Source organism: Psychroserpens luteolus (genome assembly GCF_021032705.1).
Taxonomy (GTDB): Bacteria; Bacteroidota; Bacteroidia; order Flavobacteriales; family Flavobacteriaceae; genus Psychroserpens; species Psychroserpens luteolus.
Window position 1 is genome coordinate 2,141 of record NZ_JAHVXI010000007.1, and the last position, 20,218, is coordinate 22,358.

The window sequence follows — 20,218 nt, forward strand, 5'->3', positions numbered from 1 at the left end:
TTGCCGTTGTTCCACCTGCTGCGGAATCAATTGGTGTTCCACTAAAGTCATCATTCTCAGCGTTGATACTTGGATCTACATCTATAGTCACATCGGCTGTGTCACAAATCGTTGGGTCTACATCTAAACAAATCTCATAGGTAACTGTATATGTACCTGCTGTACTTCCCGCTGGTACATTAATCGTTCCATCGGTATTGATTGTTACGCCTGTTAAACCTCCATCATTGGTGATGTTAATATTATCTGCGATGTTACCATCAGTTGCAGCTACTCCATCGGCTGTATCTGTACCATTTCCGTTATCTGCAAATACACTTGCCGTTGTTCCACCTGCTGCGGAATCAATTGGTGTTCCACTAAAGTCATCATTCTCAGCGTTGATACTTGGATCTACATCTATAGTCACATCGGCTGTGTCACAAATCGTTGGGTCTACATCTAAACAAATCTCATAGGTAACTGTATATGTACCTGCTGTACTTCCCGCTGGTACATTAATCGTTCCATCGGTATTGATTGTTACGCCTGTTAAACCTCCATCATTGGTGATGTTAATATTATCTGCGATGTTACCATCAGTTGCAGCTACTCCATCGGCTGTATCTGTACCATTACCATTATCTGCAAAAACACTTGCCGTTGTTCCACCTGCTGCGGAATCAATTGGTGTTCCACTAAAGTCATCATTCTCTGCACTAATACTTGGATCTACATCTATAGTCACATCGGCTGTGTCACAAATCGTTGGATCTACATCTAAGCAAATCTCATAGGTAACTGTATATGTGCCTGCTGTACTTCCCGCTGGTACATTAATCGTTCCATCGGTATTGATTGTTACGCCTGTTAAACCTCCATCATTGGTGATATTAATGTTATCTGCGATGTTACCATCAGTTGCAGCTACTCCATTAGCTGTATCTGTACCATTACCATTATCTGCAAAAACACTTGCTGTTGTTCCACCTGCTGCGGAATCAATTGGTGTTCCACTAAAGTCATCATTCTCAGCGGTTATAGTAAAGCTACAAGACACTGGAGCAGTAGTTACATTTGAATTGGTCAATGTACATCCAGCATCATCAGAAAAGGCAGCTGTTAAATCGATAGCGCCTCCATCTGCAGGTAATTGCACACCAATAAACGTATGAAATGTTGGATCATCTAAACTACCCACAGCTACAGATGCTGTTCCGTCTCCACTTAAATCTAAAGTTCCAGTTGTAGGTGCGTTAGCAAAAATCACTGAGACATCAGCAGTAAAGAAATCATCACTAGTATTTAAAGGTGTTCCATTATCATTACAAACTGATTCGTTTGATGCACTAATGTTTGTTACCTCACATACAAGGGATAAATTAAGTGCATCAACAAAATTCCAAGTTCTTGCACAGGTTCCTCCGGAGAAAAATTCAAATAAAAATGTACCACTGGAAGGTGCCACGAAGGTTGCAGTTGGTCTAGTCCAAACATTTTCAGTTGGAGGTGCAGCAAACGTTAAAAACACAACCCCATCAAGTCTAATTTGTAATTCAGGAGTACATGCCGTACTTCCTGGTCTTGTTTCAATTAAATAATCAAAAGAAAAACTATAGGTCTCGCCTCCAATTAGAGTAACATTTTGACCAATACCTTCTTCACCACCTCCTAAAGCTCTAAATCCAAAATAACAACCACCACTAGGTGATGCTGTTCTTGGGAAATAAGTACCATCCCAAGATCGCTCTCCTTCCGTTGATCTATCGGGTGTATTGGTTTTAATCCAACCATCTGGTGCTTCATCTCTATCGGCATCGATACCTGTACAGTCTGCTACTGCTTGATCAAGACCAGGATTTGTTAGAATATTTTGTGAATTACCGTTCCAAGAAAATAAAATGGCCGCAAAGATTAAAGCTCTGGACACCAATGAAACGTTTGTAAACGAGAATCGAGTAAAGATTTTCATATTATCTTAAGGTAAAATTATTTATATCTATATAAAATTTTATTATTCCAAACACTAGAGTAATAACAACACCTTAAAATTTTAAACAAAAAAAACCTAGTCACATACAGAAGTATGCAAGAAGGAATATCTTATTTTTTGTAGGTTCAAAATAGTGCTATTAATCTATAATTATTTATGGAAAACCATCTAGAGGGACAATGGAGTCCAAAAATAATGATTCTCCTTAAGAATATTTTAACAAGTAATTTCTTTTCGTTCATGGTTTAAAAATTATCGATGAAATACCAATCACCAATCTACAAAGCACAAAAAACCACTGTTTTAGTATGAATGCTGTATACTATCGATAGATAAATTATAATTATATCACTGGTTTTTAATCTTAAATAATTTAATAAAATTATATTTGCATCTACTAAAAATGACTATGACTTTTAAAGAGGAAATCAATAGACGACGTACGTTTGGAATCATTTCGCATCCAGATGCTGGTAAAACAACTTTAACTGAAAAATTACTTCTATTTGGAGGCGCCATTCAGGAAGCAGGAGCTGTAAAAAGTAATAAGATCAAGAAAGGTGCTACTAGTGACTTTATGGAAATAGAACGCCAAAGAGGTATATCGGTAGCCACTTCAGTTCTGGCCTTTGAATATAATGGTATAAAAATTAATATTCTTGATACACCTGGTCACAAAGATTTTGCTGAAGATACATTTAGAACCCTCACAGCAGTTGATAGTGTTATTGTAGTTATTGATGTCGCAAAAGGTGTTGAGGAACAGACAGAAAAGCTTGTTGAAGTTTGTAGAATGCGTAATATACCAATGATCGTTTTTATTAACAAAATGGATCGTGAAGGAAAGGATGCTTTTGACCTATTAGATGAAATTGAGCAAAAGCTTGGCCTTACGGTTGTTCCTCTCAGCTTTCCTATTGGAATGGGATACGATTTTAAAGGAATCTATAACATCTGGGAAAAAAATATCAACCTTTTTAGTGGAGATAGTAGAAAAGACATAGAAGAAACGATTGAGGTTAATGACTTGGCATCTTCAGAACTTGATAAGCTTGTAGGCGATGTAGCTGCAGAAACTTTAAGAGAAGAAATAGAATTAGTAGACGGCATCTATCCTCAATTTAATAAAGACGACTACCTAAGTGGACAATTACAGCCTGTCTTTTTTGGCTCGGCTTTAAATAATTTTGGAGTTAGAGAGCTACTCGATTGTTTTGTTAATATTGCACCAAAACCCAGACCTAAAAACAGTGAAGAGCGATTGGTACTACCTGATGAAGATAAGTTTTCAGGATTTGTATTTAAAATTCATGCTAATATGGATCCAAATCACAGAAACCGATTGGCCTTCATAAAAATTGTTTCTGGTGAATTTAAGCGTAATACACCCTATCTTCATGTGAGACACAATAAAAAATTGAAATTTTCTAGCCCTAATGCTTTTTTTGCTGAAAAGAAAGAAATCGTTGATATCTCATATCCAGGTGATATAGTGGGCCTACAAGACACAGGTAACTTCAAAATTGGTGACACTTTAACAGAAGGTGAAGTCTTAAATTATAAAGGAATACCTAGTTTTTCACCAGAACACTTTAGATACATCAATAATGCAGATCCTCTTAAGTCCAAACAACTTTATAAGGGTATAGATCAACTTATGGATGAGGGAGTCGCACAGTTGTTTACACTAGAACTTAATGGAAGAAAAGTTATTGGTACCGTTGGTGCACTGCAATATGAGGTAATTCAATATAGATTAGAGCATGAATATGGGGCAAAATGTACATATGAAAATTTAAATGTACATAAAGCTTGTTGGGTAGAAGCAGATGATATTAAAAGTGAAGAATATAAAGAGTTTTTGAGAGTAAAACAGCGTTTCTTGGCTAAAGACAAGCAAGGACAATTGGTGTTTTTAGCGGATTCAGCGTTTTCTTTACAGATGACACAGCAGAAATACCCAAGTATTATCTTTCATTTTACTTCAGAGTATAATTAAGTTAAAAAAAGTGTCGTTCATCTAAAATTTCAGAATAAATTTGTTTTTTAACGATGTTTTTATACTTTTAATCGATGATTAGGTTACGATAACATTTTAGTTATCTAAATTTAATATAGATTAAAACCCCAAAATTGATCTACTCATGAAAACAAATCCCAATGTTTTCAGTAATAGCGATATTACTGTAACGTACAACCCGTGTAAGTGCATTAACGCTGAGCGTTGTGCCAAAGAACTTTCGAACGTATTCCGCCAATCCGTTATTCCTTGGATTGATTTAGATGGCGCATCTACAAAAAAGATTATTAAGCAAGTTAAGAAGTGCCCTTCAGGTGCTTTACAGTTTCATTTAAACCAAGAAGTGGCTTAAATCAATGATTTTTGTCTTATTGAAGTTGCTATACAATTTTCTAAGAAATAGGTATTTGCGAAGAACAAAGCTTGCTAAAGTAGCTTAATGAACTCTTATTCGGATACTAAGCATTCCGAAATAAACAACCATGCTTAACTACCTACATTATTTCAATAAAAAAGCCTTTGAAACAAAATTTCAAAGGCTTTTTTAAGGTTATGCTTGACCTGTTGGACCAAAATTCAAAGGAATTGGAGGTTGCTCATGGGACATTTCGAGCACCTATAAAACGTCCTTTATCAGGACCTTATCCTTAAAAGTTTAAGCCTGTCCTGTTGGGCCAAAATTCAAAGGAATTGGAGGTTGCTCGTAATCTTTGATTTCTCCATGGGCCTTTTCGAAGCGATTTACATTATCTCCCAGAGCCTTTAACAAGCGTTTTGCATGCTGTGGTGTCAAGATAATTCTCGATTTCACCTTGCTTTTAGGAGTTCCTGGCATAATACTTACAAAATCGATTACAAATTCTGAAACCGAATGATTTATAATTGCTAGGTTGGAATAAGTCCCTTCTGCTATTTTTTCATCTAATTCGATGTTTATTCCTGGTTTTTTATTTTTATTTTCTTCTGCCATAACAAAATTGTTTGTATTTCCGTTGAACGGAAAATTTATGATTTATACATTCTATTAAAAAAGCCTTCAAACAAATTAATGCGTGAAGGCTTTTATTTTATAAACTCCTGCCTTACTCATTCATGCTAACCCTACAATAAATAAGGCATTCGCGAATCTTCGATTTTGCAGGATTTAGATAACTATTAATTATAGTTCATCTCTTCTTTTGCTTTCATCATTTCATTGAATTCTTCTTTAGAACCTACAATGATGTTATCAAATTTTCTAACACCAGTTCCAGCTGGAATTCTATGACCAACGATTACATTTTCTTTCAATCCTTCAAGATCATCTACTTTAGCATTTACAGCTGCTTCGTTAAGAACTTTTGTTGTTTCCTGGAACGATGCTGCAGATATAAATGACTTGGTTTGTAATGAGGCTCTTGTAATACCTTGTAAGATAGGTGTAGCAGTAGCAGGTTGTGCATCACGTGCAGTTACTAATGCTTTATCTTCTCTACGTAGTATTGAGTTCTCATCTCTTAACTCTCTTGATGTTAAAATCTGACCAGCTTTTAAATTCTCAGAATCTCCAGCTTCTTCAACCACTTTCATTCCGAAAATCTTGTCATTTTCTTCAATGAAATCTGATTTATGAACCAATTGATCCTCTAAGAAAATAGTATCACCAGAATCAATAATTTTTACTTTACGCATCATCTGTCTAACAACAACCTCAAAGTGCTTATCATTAATCTTCACACCTTGCAAACGGTATACTTCTTGAACTTCATTCACTAAGTATTGTTGTACAGCAGCAGGTCCTTTAATATTTAAAATATCATTAGGTGTAATAGAACCATCAGATAAAGGCATACCAGCTTTTACATAATCATTTTCTTGTACAAGAATCTGATTAGATAATTTTACTAAATATTTCTTGATTTCACCAAGCTTAGATTCAATAATAATCTCGCGGTTACCTCTTTTGATTTTTCCAAAAGATACAACACCATCAATTTCACTTACTACAGCAGGATTAGACGGGTTACGTGCTTCGAATAACTCAGTTACACGAGGTAAACCACCTGTAATATCACCAGCTTTAGCAGATTTACGAGGGATTTTAACTAAGATTTTACCAACCTTAATTTTCTCTCCATCATCAATCATAAGGTGTGCTCCTACTGGTAAGTTGTAAGAACGTATTGTTTCTCCTTTAGAATCTTCAATATGAAGTGTTGGAATTAATTTCTTGTTTCTAGATTCAGAAATTACTTTCTCTTGGAAACCAGTTTGTTCATCAATTTCTACTTGATATGTCACACCCTGTTCGATGTTTTCATACTTCACTTTACCAGCAAATTCTGAAATAATTACACCATTATAAGGATCCCACTGACAAATAGTATCTCCAGTCTTCACTTTATCACCTGGTTTTACATAGATGAAAGATCCGTAAGGAATATTATTTGTACTTAATGTGATACCAGTTTTGGCGTCCACTAATTTTAATTCAGATGTACGAGAGATAACAACATCTACTTCTTTTCCATCATTATCAGTACTCTTAACAGTTTTTAAATCTTCGATTTCTGCAATTCCATCGAATTTCACTGTTAATTTATTTTCTTCTGAAATGTTACCTGCAATACCACCTACGTGGAATGTACGCAATGTTAACTGTGTACCAGGCTCACCAATTGATTGTGCAGCAACTACACCAACAGCCTCACCTCTTTGTACCATTTTACCAGTAGCAAGGTTACGACCGTAACACTTAGAACAAATACCTTTTTTAGCTTCACAAGTTAATGCTGAACGCACTTCGATTGAATCTAAAGCAGATGCTCCTATTCGTTTTGCAATGGCATCATCAATGTGACCACCAGCTTCAATTAGCAACTCCTCAGTAAGTGGGTCATAAACATCATTTAAAGATGTACGACCTACAATTCTAGCCTCAAGAGTTTCGATAACTTCTTCATTCTTCTTCAACGGATTAACTTCAATACCTCTTAATGTTCCACAATCTTCTGTGTAGATAATAACATCTTGAGACACATCTACTAAACGACGTGTTAAATAACCAGCATCGGCAGTCTTAAGTGCCGTATCGGCAAGACCTTTACGAGCACCGTGAGTTGAGATAAAGTATTCTAAAATTGAAAGACCTTCCTTAAAGTTAGAAAGAATCGGGTTTTCAATAATTTCTCCTCCTCCTGCATTCGATTTTTTAGGCTTTGCCATCAATCCACGCATACCTGTCAACTGACGAATCTGTTCTTTAGATCCACGAGCTCCAGAATCAAGCATCATAAACACTGAGTTAAATCCTTGTTGATCCTCACGGATACGTTTCATAGATAACTCTGTTAATTCAGCATTGGTAGATGTCCAGATATCAATAACTTGGTTATAACGCTCGTTATTTGTAATTAATCCCATGTTATAGTTACCCATAATACCATCAACTAAGCCATTGGCTTTGTCGATCATACCTTGTTTTTCTGCAGGAATAATGATATCCCCTAAACTAAATGATAAACCACCTTGGAATGCGAACTTATATCCTAATGTTTTAATTTCATCTAAGAAAGCCGCCGTTTCAGGTACACTAGTTACTTTTAAGATACCATGAATAATATCTCTTAACGATTTCTTAGTTAATACTTCATTGATATATCCTGCTGCTTCAGGTACTTTTTCGTTGAAAAGTACACGACCAACAGTTGTTTCAATGATTTGAGTTGTTAACTCACCTTCTTCGTTAAAATCTTTCGTACGAACTTTAATACCAGCATTAAGATCAACTTTTTTCTCATTGTAAGCAATAGTTACTTCCTCAGGAGAGTAGAATGTTAATCCTTCACCTTTAACCGTATAATCCTTATCTGTTTTACGATGCTTAGTCATATAGTAAAGACCAAGTACCATATCCTGAGAAGGTACAGTTACAGGAGAACCATTAGCTGGGTTCAAAATATTATGAGACGCTAACATTAATAGTTGCGCTTCTAAAATCGCTTCAGGACCTAATGGTAAATGAACAGCCATCTGGTCACCATCAAAATCGGCATTAAATGCAGTACACACTAATGGGTGTAACTGAATTGCTTTTCCTTCAATTAATTTTGGTTGGAAAGCTTGAATACCAAGTCTGTGTAATGTAGGAGCACGGTTTAGTAATACTGGATGTCCTTTAAGAACATTCTCTAAGATATCCCAAACTACAGGCTCTTTTCTATCTATAATTTTCTTTGCAGATTTTACAGTCTTTACAATACCTCTTTCAATCAGCTTTCTGATAATAAAAGGCTTATAAAGTTCTGCAGCCATATTTTTAGGCAATCCACATTCGAATAATTTTAATTCTGGTCCAACAACAATTACCGAACGTGCTGAGTAATCTACACGCTTACCAAGTAAGTTCTGACGGAAACGTCCTTGCTTACCTTTCAATGAATCGGATAACGATTTTAATGGTCTGTTAGAATCTGTTTTAACTGCAGAAGCTTTACGTGTATTATCAAATAATGAATCTACCGATTCTTGTAACATACGTTTCTCATTACGCAAGATAACTTCAGGAGCTTTGATTTCAACTAAACGCTTTAAACGGTTGTTACGGATAATAACACGACGATAAAGGTCATTTAAATCGGATGTTGCAAAACGCCCACCATCTAAAGGCACTAAAGGTCTTAATTCTGGTGGAATGATTGGAATAGCCTTCATGATCATCCACTCTGGCTTATTCTCTCTATTGGCATTAGAATCTCTAAACGCTTCGACAACTTGTAAACGTTTTAATGCTTCTGTTTTACGTTGTTTAGAGGTTTCAGTGTTTGCTTTATGACGCAATTCAAATGATAATTCGTTTAAGTCGATTCTTGATAATAACTCGATTAAACATTCAGCTCCCATTTTGGCGATAAACTTATTAGGATCTGTATCATCTAGATGTCTGTTTTCTTGTGGAAGAGCTTCCATGATATTAAGGTACTCTTCTTCAGTAAGGAAATCCATTTTCTGTAAAGGTTCTCCTTCGGCATTTTTAGCCTCACCAGGTTGAATTACCACGTATCTTTCGTAGTAGATAATCATATCTAAACGCTTAGATGGTAAACCAAGTAAGTAACCTATTTTATTTGGTAACGAACGGAAGTACCAGATATGAGCGACAGGCACAACAAGATTGATGTGTCCAACGCGATCACGACGTACTTTCTTTTCTGTTACTTCAACACCACAACGGTCACAAACAATACCTTTGTAACGTATTCTTTTGTATTTACCACAAGCACATTCAAAATCCTTAACAGGACCAAAAATACGCTCACAGAATAAACCATCTCTTTCTGGTTTATGTGTTCGATAATTAATAGTTTCTGGTTTTAAAACCTCACCACGAGATGCTGCTAAAACAGACTCAGGAGATGCTAAACCAATTGAGATTTTATTAAATCTCTGTACTGTATTCTTATCTTGTCTTCTTGCCATAATATTATGTGGTTACCGTTTGGGCAACTCTAGAGTTGCCCTCACTAGCAAAATTTTTCAAATTATTCTTCTAATCTAATATCTAATCCTAATCCTTTCAATTCGTGCATAAGTACGTTGAAAGATTCAGGTAGTCCTGGTTCTGGCATTGGCTCTCCTTTTACGATAGCTTCGTAAGTTTTAGCTCTACCGATAACATCATCAGATTTTACTGTTAAGATTTCACGTAAAGTACTTGATGCTCCATAAGCTTCAAGTGCCCAAACCTCCATCTCACCAAAACGCTGACCACCAAACTGTGCTTTACCACCTAATGGTTGTTGTGTAATTAATGAGTAAGGTCCAATAGAACGTGCGTGCATCTTGTCGTCAATCATGTGACCTAATTTAATCATATAAATCACACCTACCGTTGCTGGTTGATCGAAACGATCTCCTGTTCCACCATCATATAAGTATGTATGACCAAATCTTGGCACACCAGCTTCATCTGTAAACCCATTAATCTGGTCTAGAGTTGCACCATCAAAAATTGGCGTTGCATATGTACGTCCTAATTTTTGTCCTGCCCAACCTAAAACAGTTTCATAAATCTGTCCGATGTTCATACGCGATGGTACACCTAACGGATTTAATACGATATCAACAGGTGTTCCATCCTCTAAGAATGGCATGTCCTCTTGACGAACAATACGAGCAACAATACCTTTGTTACCGTGACGTCCTGCCATTTTATCTCCAACTTTTAATTTACGTTTTTTAGCAACATAAACCTTAGCCAATTTGATAATACCAGCTGGTAATTCATCACCTACAGAAATGGTAAACTTCTCACGACGTAATGATCCTTGAAGGTCATTTTCCTTAATCTTATAGTTGTGGATTAAATCTGCAACTAAGGTGTTTAAGTGGTCATCAGTTGTCCAAGTTCCTGAAGTTAAATGCGTATAATCGTCGACAGCGTTTAACATCTTAAGTGTATATTTCTTTCCTTTAGGAATGATTTCTTCACCTAAGTCGTTATAGATACCTTGAGCGGTTTTACCATTTACAAGAGCGAATAATTTTTCAACTAAAACAGCTTGTAAATCATCAAACTTCTTGTAGTAGATATTTTCTAATGCTTCAATATCTTCTTTATCTTTTGCTCTTTTGCGTTTATCTTTGATGGCTCTTGAGAATAATTTCTTCTCAATAACTACACCGTGTAATGAAGGAGATGCTTTTAAAGATGCATCTTTTACATCACCAGCTTTATCACCAAAAATAGCGCGTAATAACTTTTCTTCTGGCGTAGGATCAGATTCACCTTTAGGAGTAATCTTACCAATAAGAATATCACCTGGCTTAATCTCTGCACCAATTCTAATCATACCATTTTCATCAAGGTCTTTTGTTGCCTCTTCAGAAACGTTAGGAATATCGTTAGTCAATTCTTCGTTACCTAATTTGGTATCTCTAACTTCTAATGAATATTCATCAATATGAATAGATGTAAATATATCGTCACGAACAACTTTTTCTGAGATTACGATTGCATCCTCAAAGTTATAACCTTTCCATGGCATAAAGGCCACTTTCATGTTACGTCCTAATGCTAATTCTCCATTTTCGGTAGCATAACCTTGGCAAAGCACCTGTCCTTTTTTAACTTTATCACCTTTCTCAACGATAGGCTTTAAGTTAATAGAAGTTCCTTGGTTTGTTTTTCTAAATTTCACTAGTGGATACGTTTTAGTATCACTATCAAAACTTACCATTGCTTCCTCATCGGTACGTTCGTACTTAATTGTAATTTCATTAGCATCAACATACTCTACAACTCCATTTCCTTCAGCATTAATTAATACTCTAGAATCTGAAGCCACTTGACGCTCAAGACCTGTTCCTACGATAGGTGCTTGAGGGCGTAATAAAGGTACAGCTTGACGCATCATGTTAGATCCCATCAATGCACGGTTGGCATCATCATGCTCTAAGAACGGAATCAACGATGCCGAAATAGATGCAATCTGGTTAGGAGCAACATCTGTATAATGAACGTTAGCAGGATCTATCACTGGGAAATCACCTTCTTGACGTGCAATAATTTTATCTTCAAGAATTTTTCCATTATCATCAACACTGATATTCGCTTGAGCGATTAACATGTCTTCCTCTTCCTCTGCACTTAAATACGTAGGCGCATTCTTGATATCTACAACACCGCCATCTGCTTTTCTATAAGGTGTTTCAATGAATCCCATTGAGTTTACCTTAGCATATACCGATAGAGATGAAATTAATCCAATGTTTGGTCCTTCAGGAGTTTCAATTGGACATAATCTTCCGTAGTGTGTATAGTGAACATCACGAACCTCGAAACCTGCTCTTTCTCTAGATAAACCTCCAGGTCCTAAAGCTGATAAACGACGTTTGTGTGTAATCTCTGCTAATGGATTAGTTTGATCCATAAACTGAGATAACTGGTTTGTTCCGAAGAATGAATTAATAACAGACGATAAGGTCTTAGCATTAATTAAATCAATCGGTGTAAATACTTCGTTGTCACGAACATTCATACGTTCACGAATCGTACGAGCCATACGTGCCAAACCAACACCAAATTGAGAAGATAACTGCTCACCTACAGTACGTACACGACGGTTAGATAAGTGATCAATATCATCAATCTCTGCTTTAGAGTTGATTAATTCAATTAAGTATTTAATGATGGTAATGATATCTTCTTTAGTAAGCACTTGCTTATCCATTCCAATATCCAAACCTAATTTTTTGTTCATTCTGTAACGACCTACTTCACCTAAAGAGTAACGTTGGTCAGAGAAGAATAATTTGTCAATGATACCACGTGCTGTTTCCTCATCTGGCGGCTCAGCATTACGTAATTGACGGTAGATATGTTCTACAGCTTCTTTTTCAGAGTTTGTTGGATCTTTTTGTAATGTATTGTGAATAATTGCGTAATCTCCTTGTTGAGATGTTTCTTTGTGTAACAAAATAGTTTTTACACCAGCTTCAAGGATTTCTTCAATATTATCTTTGTCTATAACTGTATCACGATCTAAAACAATTTCGTTACGTTCGATAGATACAACTTCTCCTGTATCTTCATCAACGAAATCTTCATGCCATGTATTCAAAACACGAGCGGCAAGTTTACGATCGATTACTTTTTTAAGTCCAGATTTTGATACTTTAACCTCTTCGGCAAGATCAAAAATCTCAAGAATATCTTTATCACGCTCAAAACCGATAGCTCTAAAAAGCGTAGTAACAGGTAACTTTTTCTTTCTGTCAATGTAAGCATACATTACCTGATTGATATCTGTAGCGAATTCTATCCAAGATCCTTTAAAAGGAATAACTCTTGCTGAATATAATTTAGTACCATTTGCGTGAAATGACTGACTAAAGAATACACCAGGAGATCTGTGTAATTGAGAAACAACTACACGTTCTGCACCATTGATACAGAAAGTTCCACTTGGAGTCATGTAAGGGATTGTTCCTAAATATACATCTTGAACAATCGTCTCAAAGTCTTCATGTTCTGGATCTGTACAATACAGTTTTAAACGTGCTTTTAATGGCACACTGTATGTAAGTCCTCTTTCGATACATTCTTCAATTGTATATCTAGGTGGATCGATAAAATAATCCAAGAACTCTAGTACGAATTGATTACGAGTATCTGTAATTGGAAAGTTTTCCATGAAGGTATTGTACAGTCCTTCATTTCCTCTTTCTTCTGATTTTGTCTCTAACTGGAAAAAATCCTGGAAGGATTTGATTTGAATATCCAAGAAATCTGGGTATTCAGTTCTGTTTACTATGGAAGAGAAATTTAATCTTTCAGCTGTATTTGCTAACATCGATGAACGAGATTTTGATTAAAAAAATAACTAGTTTATTTGTGCACCTTTTTTATACACAAAAGGGTTTAGGTCATTCCGAGCGTTTCGGAAGACCTAAACCATAATTTGTAGGTTTGTTAAGCTTACTTAAGCTCAACCTCTGCTCCAGCTTCCTCTAATTGAGATTTTAGAGCTTCAGCTTCGTCTTTAGCAACACCTTCTTTGATAGCACTTGGTGCTTCGTCTACTAAACCTTTAGCTTCTTTTAATCCTAAACCAGTTAATTCTTTAACTAATTTTACAACAGCTAATTTAGAACCACCTGCTGCTTTAAGGATTACGTCGAATTCTGATTTTTCTTCAGCTGCGTCTCCACCTGCTGCTCCGCCACCTGCTGCTACTGCTACTGCTGCTGCTGCTGGTTCGATACCATATTCGTCTTTTAATATTGTAGCTAATTCATTAACTTCTTTTACTGTTAAATTAACTAATTGTTCTGCGAAATCTTTTAAATCTGCCATTTCTATCGTTTTTAATAATTTTAATAAAATATAATTTGTTTAAGTGCGTACTTATTTGATTATCCTTCTTTTTCGGATAATGTTTTGATGATACCTGCTAATGTTCCACCACCTGATTTAAGTGCTGAAATAACATTCTTTGCTGGTGATTGTAACAATGTAACAATCTCTCCAATCAACTCTTCTTTAGACTTGATATCAACTAACATGTCTAATTGATCGTCTCCTAAGTAAATTGCTTCTTCAATAAAAGCTCCTTTAAGCAAAGGCTTTTCAGATTTTTTACGGAAGGCTTTGATTACTTTAGCTGGAGCATTACCAGTTTCAGAATACATTACAGAGGTATTACCTTTTAAAACTGTTGGAAGATCTCCGAAATCTCTTTCAGAAGCTTCCATTGCTTTAGTTAATAATGTATTTTTTACTACATTTAATTTTACATCTGCTTTGAAACAAGCGCGACGTAAATCTGAAGTGCTACCTGCATTTAATCCAGAGATATCTGTTAAATAGATATTTGTATTATCTGCTAACTGTGCAGTTAACTCTTCAATTACTTGTGATTTTTCTTCTCTTGTCATAATATTAAAGATTTAACTACTTATGCGAATTTAACGTCAATCGCAATACTTGGGCTCATTGTACTAGACATAAATACACTTTTCATGTATACACCCTTTGCAGCAGTTGGTTTCAGTTTGTTTAAAGTGGTTAACAATTCCATTGCATTGTCCTTAATTTTATCAGCACTAAATGATGCTTTTCCAATTGGAGCGTGTACAATTCCTGTCTTGTCTACTTTAAAATCGATCTTACCAGCTTTAACTTCAGATACTGCTTTAGCAACATCCATTGTTACTGTTCCTGTCTTTGGATTTGGCATTAAACCTCTTGGACCTAATACTCTACCTAATGGACCTAGTTTACCCATAATAGCTGGCATAGTAACGATAACGTCAACATCTGTCCAACCACCTTTGATTTTTTCTAGGTATTCATCTAATCCTACGTAATCAGCACCTGCAGCTTTAGCTTCCTCTTCTTTATCTGGAGTTACTAATGCTAATACCTTCATGTCTTTACCTGTTCCGTGTGGAAGAGATACAACACCTCTTACCATTTGATTAGCTTTACGAGGATCAACTCCAAGTCTCACCGCTAAATCAACAGAGGCATCAAACTTTGTATACGTAATTTCTTTTAATAATGCTGAAGCTTCTTCAAGAGAATATAATTTATTCTTCTCTACTTTAGCTCTTGCTTCTTTTTGTTTTTTTGTCATTGCCATTTCAAAACGTTTTTAGTTAGGAGCTTCTCCGCCTCTAACAGTGATACCCATTGATCTTGCAGTTCCTGCAACCATCTTCATTGCAGAGTTTATGTTAAATGCATTTAAATCTTGCATTTTGTCTTCTGCGATAGCTTTCACTTGATCCCAAGTTACTTTTGCTACTTTTTTTCTGTTCGGTTCACCAGATCCTTTTTTTACTTTGGCCGCTTCCAATAATTGTACCGCAGCTGGAGGAGTTTTAATAACAAAGTCGAAAGACTTGTCTTTGTAAACAGATATTACAACTGGAAGAACTTTACCAGGTTTATCCTGAGTTCTGGCGTTGAATTGCTTACAAAATTCCATGATATTAACTCCAGCAGCTCCTAAAGCGGGTCCAACCGGTGGCGACGGATTCGCAGCACCTCCCCGAACTTGTAATTTAACTACTTTACCTAATTCTTTTGCCATTTTAAAAATTTTAGTTTTGTATGTCTTTTATGTGGAAGCAAAAAAGACGTACTATCTATATTTGTAACAATTATTATACTTTTTCAACTTGCATATAACTTAATTCTAATGGTGTTTTTCTTCCGAAAATCTTAACCATAACTTCAAGTTTACGCTTTTCTTCATTTATCTTTTCGATGGTACCATCAAATCCATTGAATGGTCCATCTATAACTTTTACTGTTTCTCCAAGTGTGTAAGGTATAGCAACATTTGCATCGGCATCTACAGCCAATTCATCTACTTTACCTAACATTCTGTTTACCTCAGATTGTCTTAATGGTACTGGATCTCCTCCTTTAGTTTCTCCTAAAAATCCAATTACGTTTGTAATAGATTTAATAATATGAGGAATCTCACCACTTAAATTTGCCTGAATCATAATATATCCTGGAAAATAAACACGTTCTTTATTTATTTTCTTTCCGTTACGAATCTGGATAACTTTTTCTGTTGGAACGAGTACTTGATCTACATAATCTTCTAAACCTAATCTAGAAATTTCATTCTCGATATAGGTTTTGATTTTGTTTTCTTGACCACTTACGGCTCTAACAACGTACCACTTTTTATTTGTATTACTTTCAGACATTCTCTGTGTTGTTTTAGTTATATTAAATCAAAGTAAGCCTTAATTACTTTACTAAAAACAGTATCAACTCCCCAAATAGCTAATGAGAATATGATTGAAAATACAGCCACTAAAACGGTTAAACTTTGCCCTTCTGCCAATGTTGGCCAAGACACATTATTCTTTAACTCGTCAAAAGATTCTTTTATATAATTTACAATTCCTGCCATTTGTTTTGTATTTGCACGGGTTGAGAGACTCGAACTCCCGACACCTGGTTTTGGAGACCAGTGCTCTACCAACTGAGCTAAACCCGTAAATATAAATCAAGGCGTTCCGACAAATCGGAACACCTTAATTAATATTTATTTAATAAATATTTAGTCTAAAATTTCAGTAACCTGTCCAGCACCTACTGTTCTACCACCTTCACGAATTGCGAAACGTAAACCAACGTTCATTGCAATTGGTTGAATTAATTCAACTGTAATAGTAAGGTTATCTCCAGGCATTACCATTTCAACTCCATCAGGAAGCGCAATGTTTCCAGTTACATCAGTTGTACGTACGTAGAACTGTGGACGGTAGTTATTATGGAATGGAGTGTGACGTCCACCTTCTTCTTTCTTAAGGATATAAACCTCAGCTTTGAAGTTTTTGTGTGGAGTTACAGATCCTGGCTTAGTAATTACCATACCTCTAGAGATTTGAGTTTTCTCAATACCTCTTAATAAGATACCAGCGTTATCTCCAGCTTCTCCTCTATCAAGGATTTGACGGAACATCTCGATACCTGTAATTGTTGAGTTTAATTTCTCAGCACCCATACCAATAATCTCTACTGGATCACCTGTATTAGCAACACCTGTTTCGATACGACCTGTAGCAACAGTTCCACGACCAGTAATTGAGAATACATCTTCAATTGGCATTAAGAAAGGCTTGTCCATATCACGTACTGGCTCTTCAATCCAAGCATCAACAGCTTCCATTAATTCCATTACTGTATCAACCCATTTTTGTTCACCGTTAAGTGCTCCTAAAGCAGAACCAGCTATTACAGGACCATTATCTCCATCATACTCATAGAAAGATAATAAATCTCTGATTTCCATTTCTACTAATTCTAATAACTCATCATCATCAACCATATCCACTTTATTCATGAATACAACGATACGTGGAATACCTACCTGACGTCCTAAAAGGATGTGCTCACGAGTTTGTGGCATTGGACCATCTGTAGCAGCTACAACTAATATTGCACCATCCATTTGAGCAGCACCAGTAACCATGTTCTTTACGTAATCGGCGTGACCTGGACAGTCAACGTGAGCGTAATGACGATTAGCTGTTGCATATTCAACGTGTGATGTATTAATTGTAATACCTCTTTCTTTCTCCTCTGGAGCGTTATCAATTTGATCGAAATCTTTTGCTTCAGATAAACCTGCATCAGCTAATACTTTAGTAATAGCAGCAGTTAAAGTTGTTTTACCGTGATCTACGTGTCCAATTGTACCTATATTAAGGTGTGGTTTTGAACGATCGAAAGTTGCCTTTGCCATGTTTAATTTATTTAATCTTAATTTATATTAGTGTTCAATTTAATTTTCTTTCTAAAAAAAGAGCCAATGACGAGATTTGAACTCGTGACCTCTTCCTTACCAAGGAAACGCTCTACCCCTGAGCTACACCGGCGTAAAGTGTTTACTTCCTCATTTAAACTAAATGAGATTCCTGCCTTCGCAGGAATTTTTTGAGCGAGAGACCGGGTTCGAACCGGCGACATTCAGCTTGGAAGGCTGACGCTCTACCAACTGAGCTACTCTCGCATTTAATAATTGTTTATCAATTATAAGGTTTCAATATTTCAAAGTCTATTTTTAGAATCAAGCGTTCTAAAAATAATTTTTATGGATTAACTCGCTTCGCTTGTTGATCCTTACCAAAAACTTATTTCGCTTATACAACAAAATTAATTAGATGGTTTTAAGGATTAACTCGCTTCGCTCATTGATCCTGGATTGGTGAACCAATCCAAAGAATTTTTAAATGTAGTTTTACAAAAGCAAGCTTTTGACAACTCTTTATTAAAAAATTCTTTGTGGGGAGAGCAGGATTCGAACCTGCGAAGACGTAGTCAGCAGATTTACAGTCTGCCCTCGTTGGCCGCTTGAGTATCTCCCCAATTTTAAAGAACTTTTGCTAAAATTAACACCTGTTATTTTTAGACTTTTTTAGAGCCGATGGAGGGACTCGAACCCACGACCTGCTGATTACAAATCAGCTGCTCTAGCCAGCTGAGCTACATCGGCTTTTCTATAACTTTTTCGCTATAAAAAAAGCCCGCTATTTCTAACGGACTGCAAATGTAAAGATTTATTTATTTATTCAAAACATTTTTTGAAAAATTTTATCAGATATGTGCTCTTAATTTTTCTTTTCGCTTTTTTAACTGTCTTTCTAGAGAGGAAACTGCCATATCTGTCCCTTCTTCAAATGTTTTGCACTGTTTTTTTACAATAAAACTATCGCCTGGCACTCTAACTCGTGCTTCAAAAACTTTATTCTCTTTATCGCTTGTGTTTTCAACTTTCAAATACACATCAGATTGTATGACTTTATCATAAAACATATCTAACTTATCCATTCGTTTTTGAATGAAATCAATTAGCTTTCTGTCTGCGGTGAAATTTACAGATTGTGTGTTTACCTTCATAATCGTTCTTTTATTAGTTAGACAATATTATTTTTTACTTCTTGGATGTGTATTAGAATACACTTTCTTTAATTCGGCTATACTATTATGTGTATAGACTTGAGTTGCTGCTAAACTTGAATGACCAAGAAGCTCTTTTACAGCATTTAGGTTTGCACCTTGATTAAGCAAATGAGTCGCAAATGAGTGCCTTAATATATGTGGACTCCTTTTTACTTTGGTAGATACATTACTAAAGTAATCATTTATAATTCTGTAAACAAGAGTTTCATAAATTTTAACCCCTTTTTTTGTTAAAAACAAATGGGAATTATCTACAATGGTTTCTAAATTATTTCTTACCTGCAAATAGTCTTCAATCGTTTTTAAAATGGAATCTATTAAAGGAATCAATCGTTCCTTATTTCGTTTACCTAAAACTTTTAATGTTTTATTGGATAGATCTACGTCAGATATTTTTAATTGAACTAATTCAATACGACGAATGCCTGTCGCATAAAATAGTTCTATAATTAATCGGTTTCTTAATCCTTCAAAATCTTTGGCAGAATTAAGTGCTTCTAAAACTTGTTTCATTTCAACTTCAGAAAAAGGAACCTGCACTTTTTTACTCACCTTTAAGGCTTTGTGTTTTGCCAATGGGTTAACTTCAATACTTTTAGTTTTAATTAGAAATTTATAATAGGTGTTAAGAGAAGATACTTTCCTGTTAATACTTCTATTTGAGATTCCGCTCTCTACTAAATTGACTATCCAATGTCTAATTTGTTGATAATTAATATCTATTATAGAGTCTGCATCAAATTCTGAAGTCATGAAAAGTTGAAAATCTTCTAAATCGTTTACATAAGCTTTCAGTGTTAGCTTAGAATAATTTTTCTCTAACAATAAATAATCTGAAAATGCTTTAAAAGTCATATAAATAATATTTACTCTTGAAGAGTATAATAAATGTACAACCTTTTATTTGTATTTCATTTGATCGCAAAAAAAATCCTGCTATTTCTAGCAGGATTTATATCGTATAAAAAACACGAATTATACAGCTTCTTGATCTCTAAGACCTTGAACGTACTGTGCTTTTTGTATTTGTGCTCTACGTGCGATTGAAGGTTTGGTAAATTGCTTACGTTCTTGCAACTGGTTTTTAACCGTTGTTTTCACAAACTTACGTTTGTAACGTTTTAACGCTCTATCTATATTTTCTCCTTCTTTAACTGGAATTATTAACATAGTTCTTAACCTCCTCTCTTTTAGAATTTTTAAGGCTGCAAATATAGAAACTAATTTAAAATGTCCAATTAATTTTTTTAAATAT

The 20,218-nt window shown here is 35.3% G+C and carries 16 protein-coding genes and 5 tRNA genes; 2 read left to right on the forward strand and 19 right to left on the reverse strand.

Annotation, left to right across the window (positions count from 1 at the left end):
• On the reverse strand, positions 1–1,951 hold a 1,951-nt coding region (locus KWG70_RS15465; protein WP_394801641.1), incomplete at its 3' end, for a beta strand repeat-containing protein.
• Between the two features lie 430 nt (positions 1,952–2,381).
• Between KWG70_RS15465 and KWG70_RS15470 the strand changes: the two genes are divergently transcribed.
• Together KWG70_RS15470 and KWG70_RS15475 are read left to right on the forward strand one after the other, a co-directional pair.
• The gene (locus KWG70_RS15470) at positions 2,382–3,971 is read left to right on the forward strand and encodes a peptide chain release factor 3 (protein WP_230936946.1); all 1,590 of its coding nucleotides are present in this window, start codon (positions 2,382–2,384) and stop codon (positions 3,969–3,971) included.
• A 145-nt stretch (positions 3,972–4,116) separates the two neighbouring features.
• Positions 4,117–4,344 carry a (4Fe-4S)-binding protein gene (locus KWG70_RS15475; RefSeq protein ID WP_230936947.1) on the forward strand — a complete coding sequence of 76 codons (228 nt, stop codon included), beginning with the start codon at positions 4,117–4,119 and terminating at the stop codon, positions 4,342–4,344.
• A 303-nt stretch (positions 4,345–4,647) separates the two neighbouring features.
• Here the strand turns inward: KWG70_RS15475 and KWG70_RS15480 are convergent, their stop codons facing one another.
• The 18 genes from KWG70_RS15480 to rpsU form a co-directional block, all read right to left on the reverse strand.
• A complete protein-coding gene (locus tag KWG70_RS15480; protein WP_230936948.1) occupies positions 4,648–4,962 on the reverse strand; it encodes a DUF3467 domain-containing protein in 315 nt (104 codons plus the stop codon).
• A gap of 185 nt (positions 4,963–5,147) precedes the next feature.
• Positions 5,148–9,449, reverse strand: coding sequence for a DNA-directed RNA polymerase subunit beta' (gene rpoC / locus KWG70_RS15485; RefSeq protein WP_230936949.1), 4,302 nt, complete (start codon positions 9,447–9,449; stop codon positions 5,148–5,150).
• A 62-nt stretch (positions 9,450–9,511) separates the two neighbouring features.
• Positions 9,512–13,324, reverse strand: a complete 3,813-nt coding sequence (gene rpoB / locus KWG70_RS15490; RefSeq protein ID WP_230936950.1) for a DNA-directed RNA polymerase subunit beta — start codon at positions 13,322–13,324, stop codon at positions 9,512–9,514.
• Between the two features lie 125 nt (positions 13,325–13,449).
• On the reverse strand, positions 13,450–13,827 hold the full coding sequence (gene rplL, locus KWG70_RS15495; protein ID WP_230936951.1) for a 50S ribosomal protein L7/L12: 378 nt from the start codon (positions 13,825–13,827) through the stop codon (positions 13,450–13,452).
• 59 nt (positions 13,828–13,886) lie between these two features.
• Entirely contained in the window at positions 13,887–14,408 is a 522-nt protein-coding gene (gene rplJ / locus KWG70_RS15500) for a 50S ribosomal protein L10 (protein ID WP_230936952.1), read from the reverse strand.
• A gap of 20 nt (positions 14,409–14,428) precedes the next feature.
• Complete coding sequence (rplA, locus tag KWG70_RS15505) at positions 14,429–15,109, reverse strand: 50S ribosomal protein L1 (protein WP_394801642.1); 681 nt, start codon at positions 15,107–15,109, stop codon at positions 14,429–14,431.
• 18 nt (positions 15,110–15,127) lie between these two features.
• On the reverse strand, positions 15,128–15,568 hold the full coding sequence (rplK, locus tag KWG70_RS15510; protein ID WP_230936954.1) for a 50S ribosomal protein L11: 441 nt from the start codon (positions 15,566–15,568) through the stop codon (positions 15,128–15,130).
• Positions 15,569–15,641: 73 nt separating this feature from the next.
• The gene (gene nusG, locus KWG70_RS15515) at positions 15,642–16,199 is read right to left on the reverse strand and encodes a transcription termination/antitermination protein NusG (RefSeq protein ID WP_230936955.1); all 558 of its coding nucleotides are present in this window, start codon (positions 16,197–16,199) and stop codon (positions 15,642–15,644) included.
• Positions 16,200–16,216: 17 nt separating this feature from the next.
• Entirely contained in the window at positions 16,217–16,408 is a 192-nt protein-coding gene (gene secE / locus KWG70_RS15520; RefSeq protein WP_230936956.1) for a preprotein translocase subunit SecE, read from the reverse strand.
• A 14-nt stretch (positions 16,409–16,422) separates the two neighbouring features.
• Positions 16,423–16,495, reverse strand: a tRNA-Trp gene (locus KWG70_RS15525).
• Between the two features lie 63 nt (positions 16,496–16,558).
• A complete protein-coding gene (gene tuf / locus KWG70_RS15530; protein WP_230936957.1) occupies positions 16,559–17,746 on the reverse strand; it encodes an elongation factor Tu in 1,188 nt (395 codons plus the stop codon).
• Between the two features lie 61 nt (positions 17,747–17,807).
• Positions 17,808–17,879 (reverse strand) — tRNA-Thr (locus tag KWG70_RS15535).
• A 61-nt stretch (positions 17,880–17,940) separates the two neighbouring features.
• Positions 17,941–18,013: transfer RNA gene (locus KWG70_RS15540), tRNA-Gly, on the reverse strand.
• A gap of 273 nt (positions 18,014–18,286) precedes the next feature.
• Positions 18,287–18,368: transfer RNA gene (locus KWG70_RS15545), tRNA-Tyr, on the reverse strand.
• A 54-nt stretch (positions 18,369–18,422) separates the two neighbouring features.
• A tRNA-Thr gene (locus tag KWG70_RS15550) sits at positions 18,423–18,496 on the reverse strand.
• Positions 18,497–18,597: 101 nt separating this feature from the next.
• Positions 18,598–18,900, reverse strand: a complete 303-nt coding sequence (hpf, locus tag KWG70_RS15555; protein WP_230936958.1) for a ribosome hibernation-promoting factor, HPF/YfiA family — start codon at positions 18,898–18,900, stop codon at positions 18,598–18,600.
• 27 nt (positions 18,901–18,927) lie between these two features.
• Entirely contained in the window at positions 18,928–19,818 is an 891-nt protein-coding gene (locus KWG70_RS15560) for a tyrosine-type recombinase/integrase (RefSeq protein ID WP_230936959.1), read from the reverse strand.
• 120 nt (positions 19,819–19,938) lie between these two features.
• Positions 19,939–20,133 carry a 30S ribosomal protein S21 gene (rpsU, locus tag KWG70_RS15565; protein ID WP_230936960.1) on the reverse strand — a complete coding sequence of 65 codons (195 nt, stop codon included), beginning with the start codon at positions 20,131–20,133 and terminating at the stop codon, positions 19,939–19,941.
• Positions 20,134–20,218 lie beyond the last annotated feature (85 nt).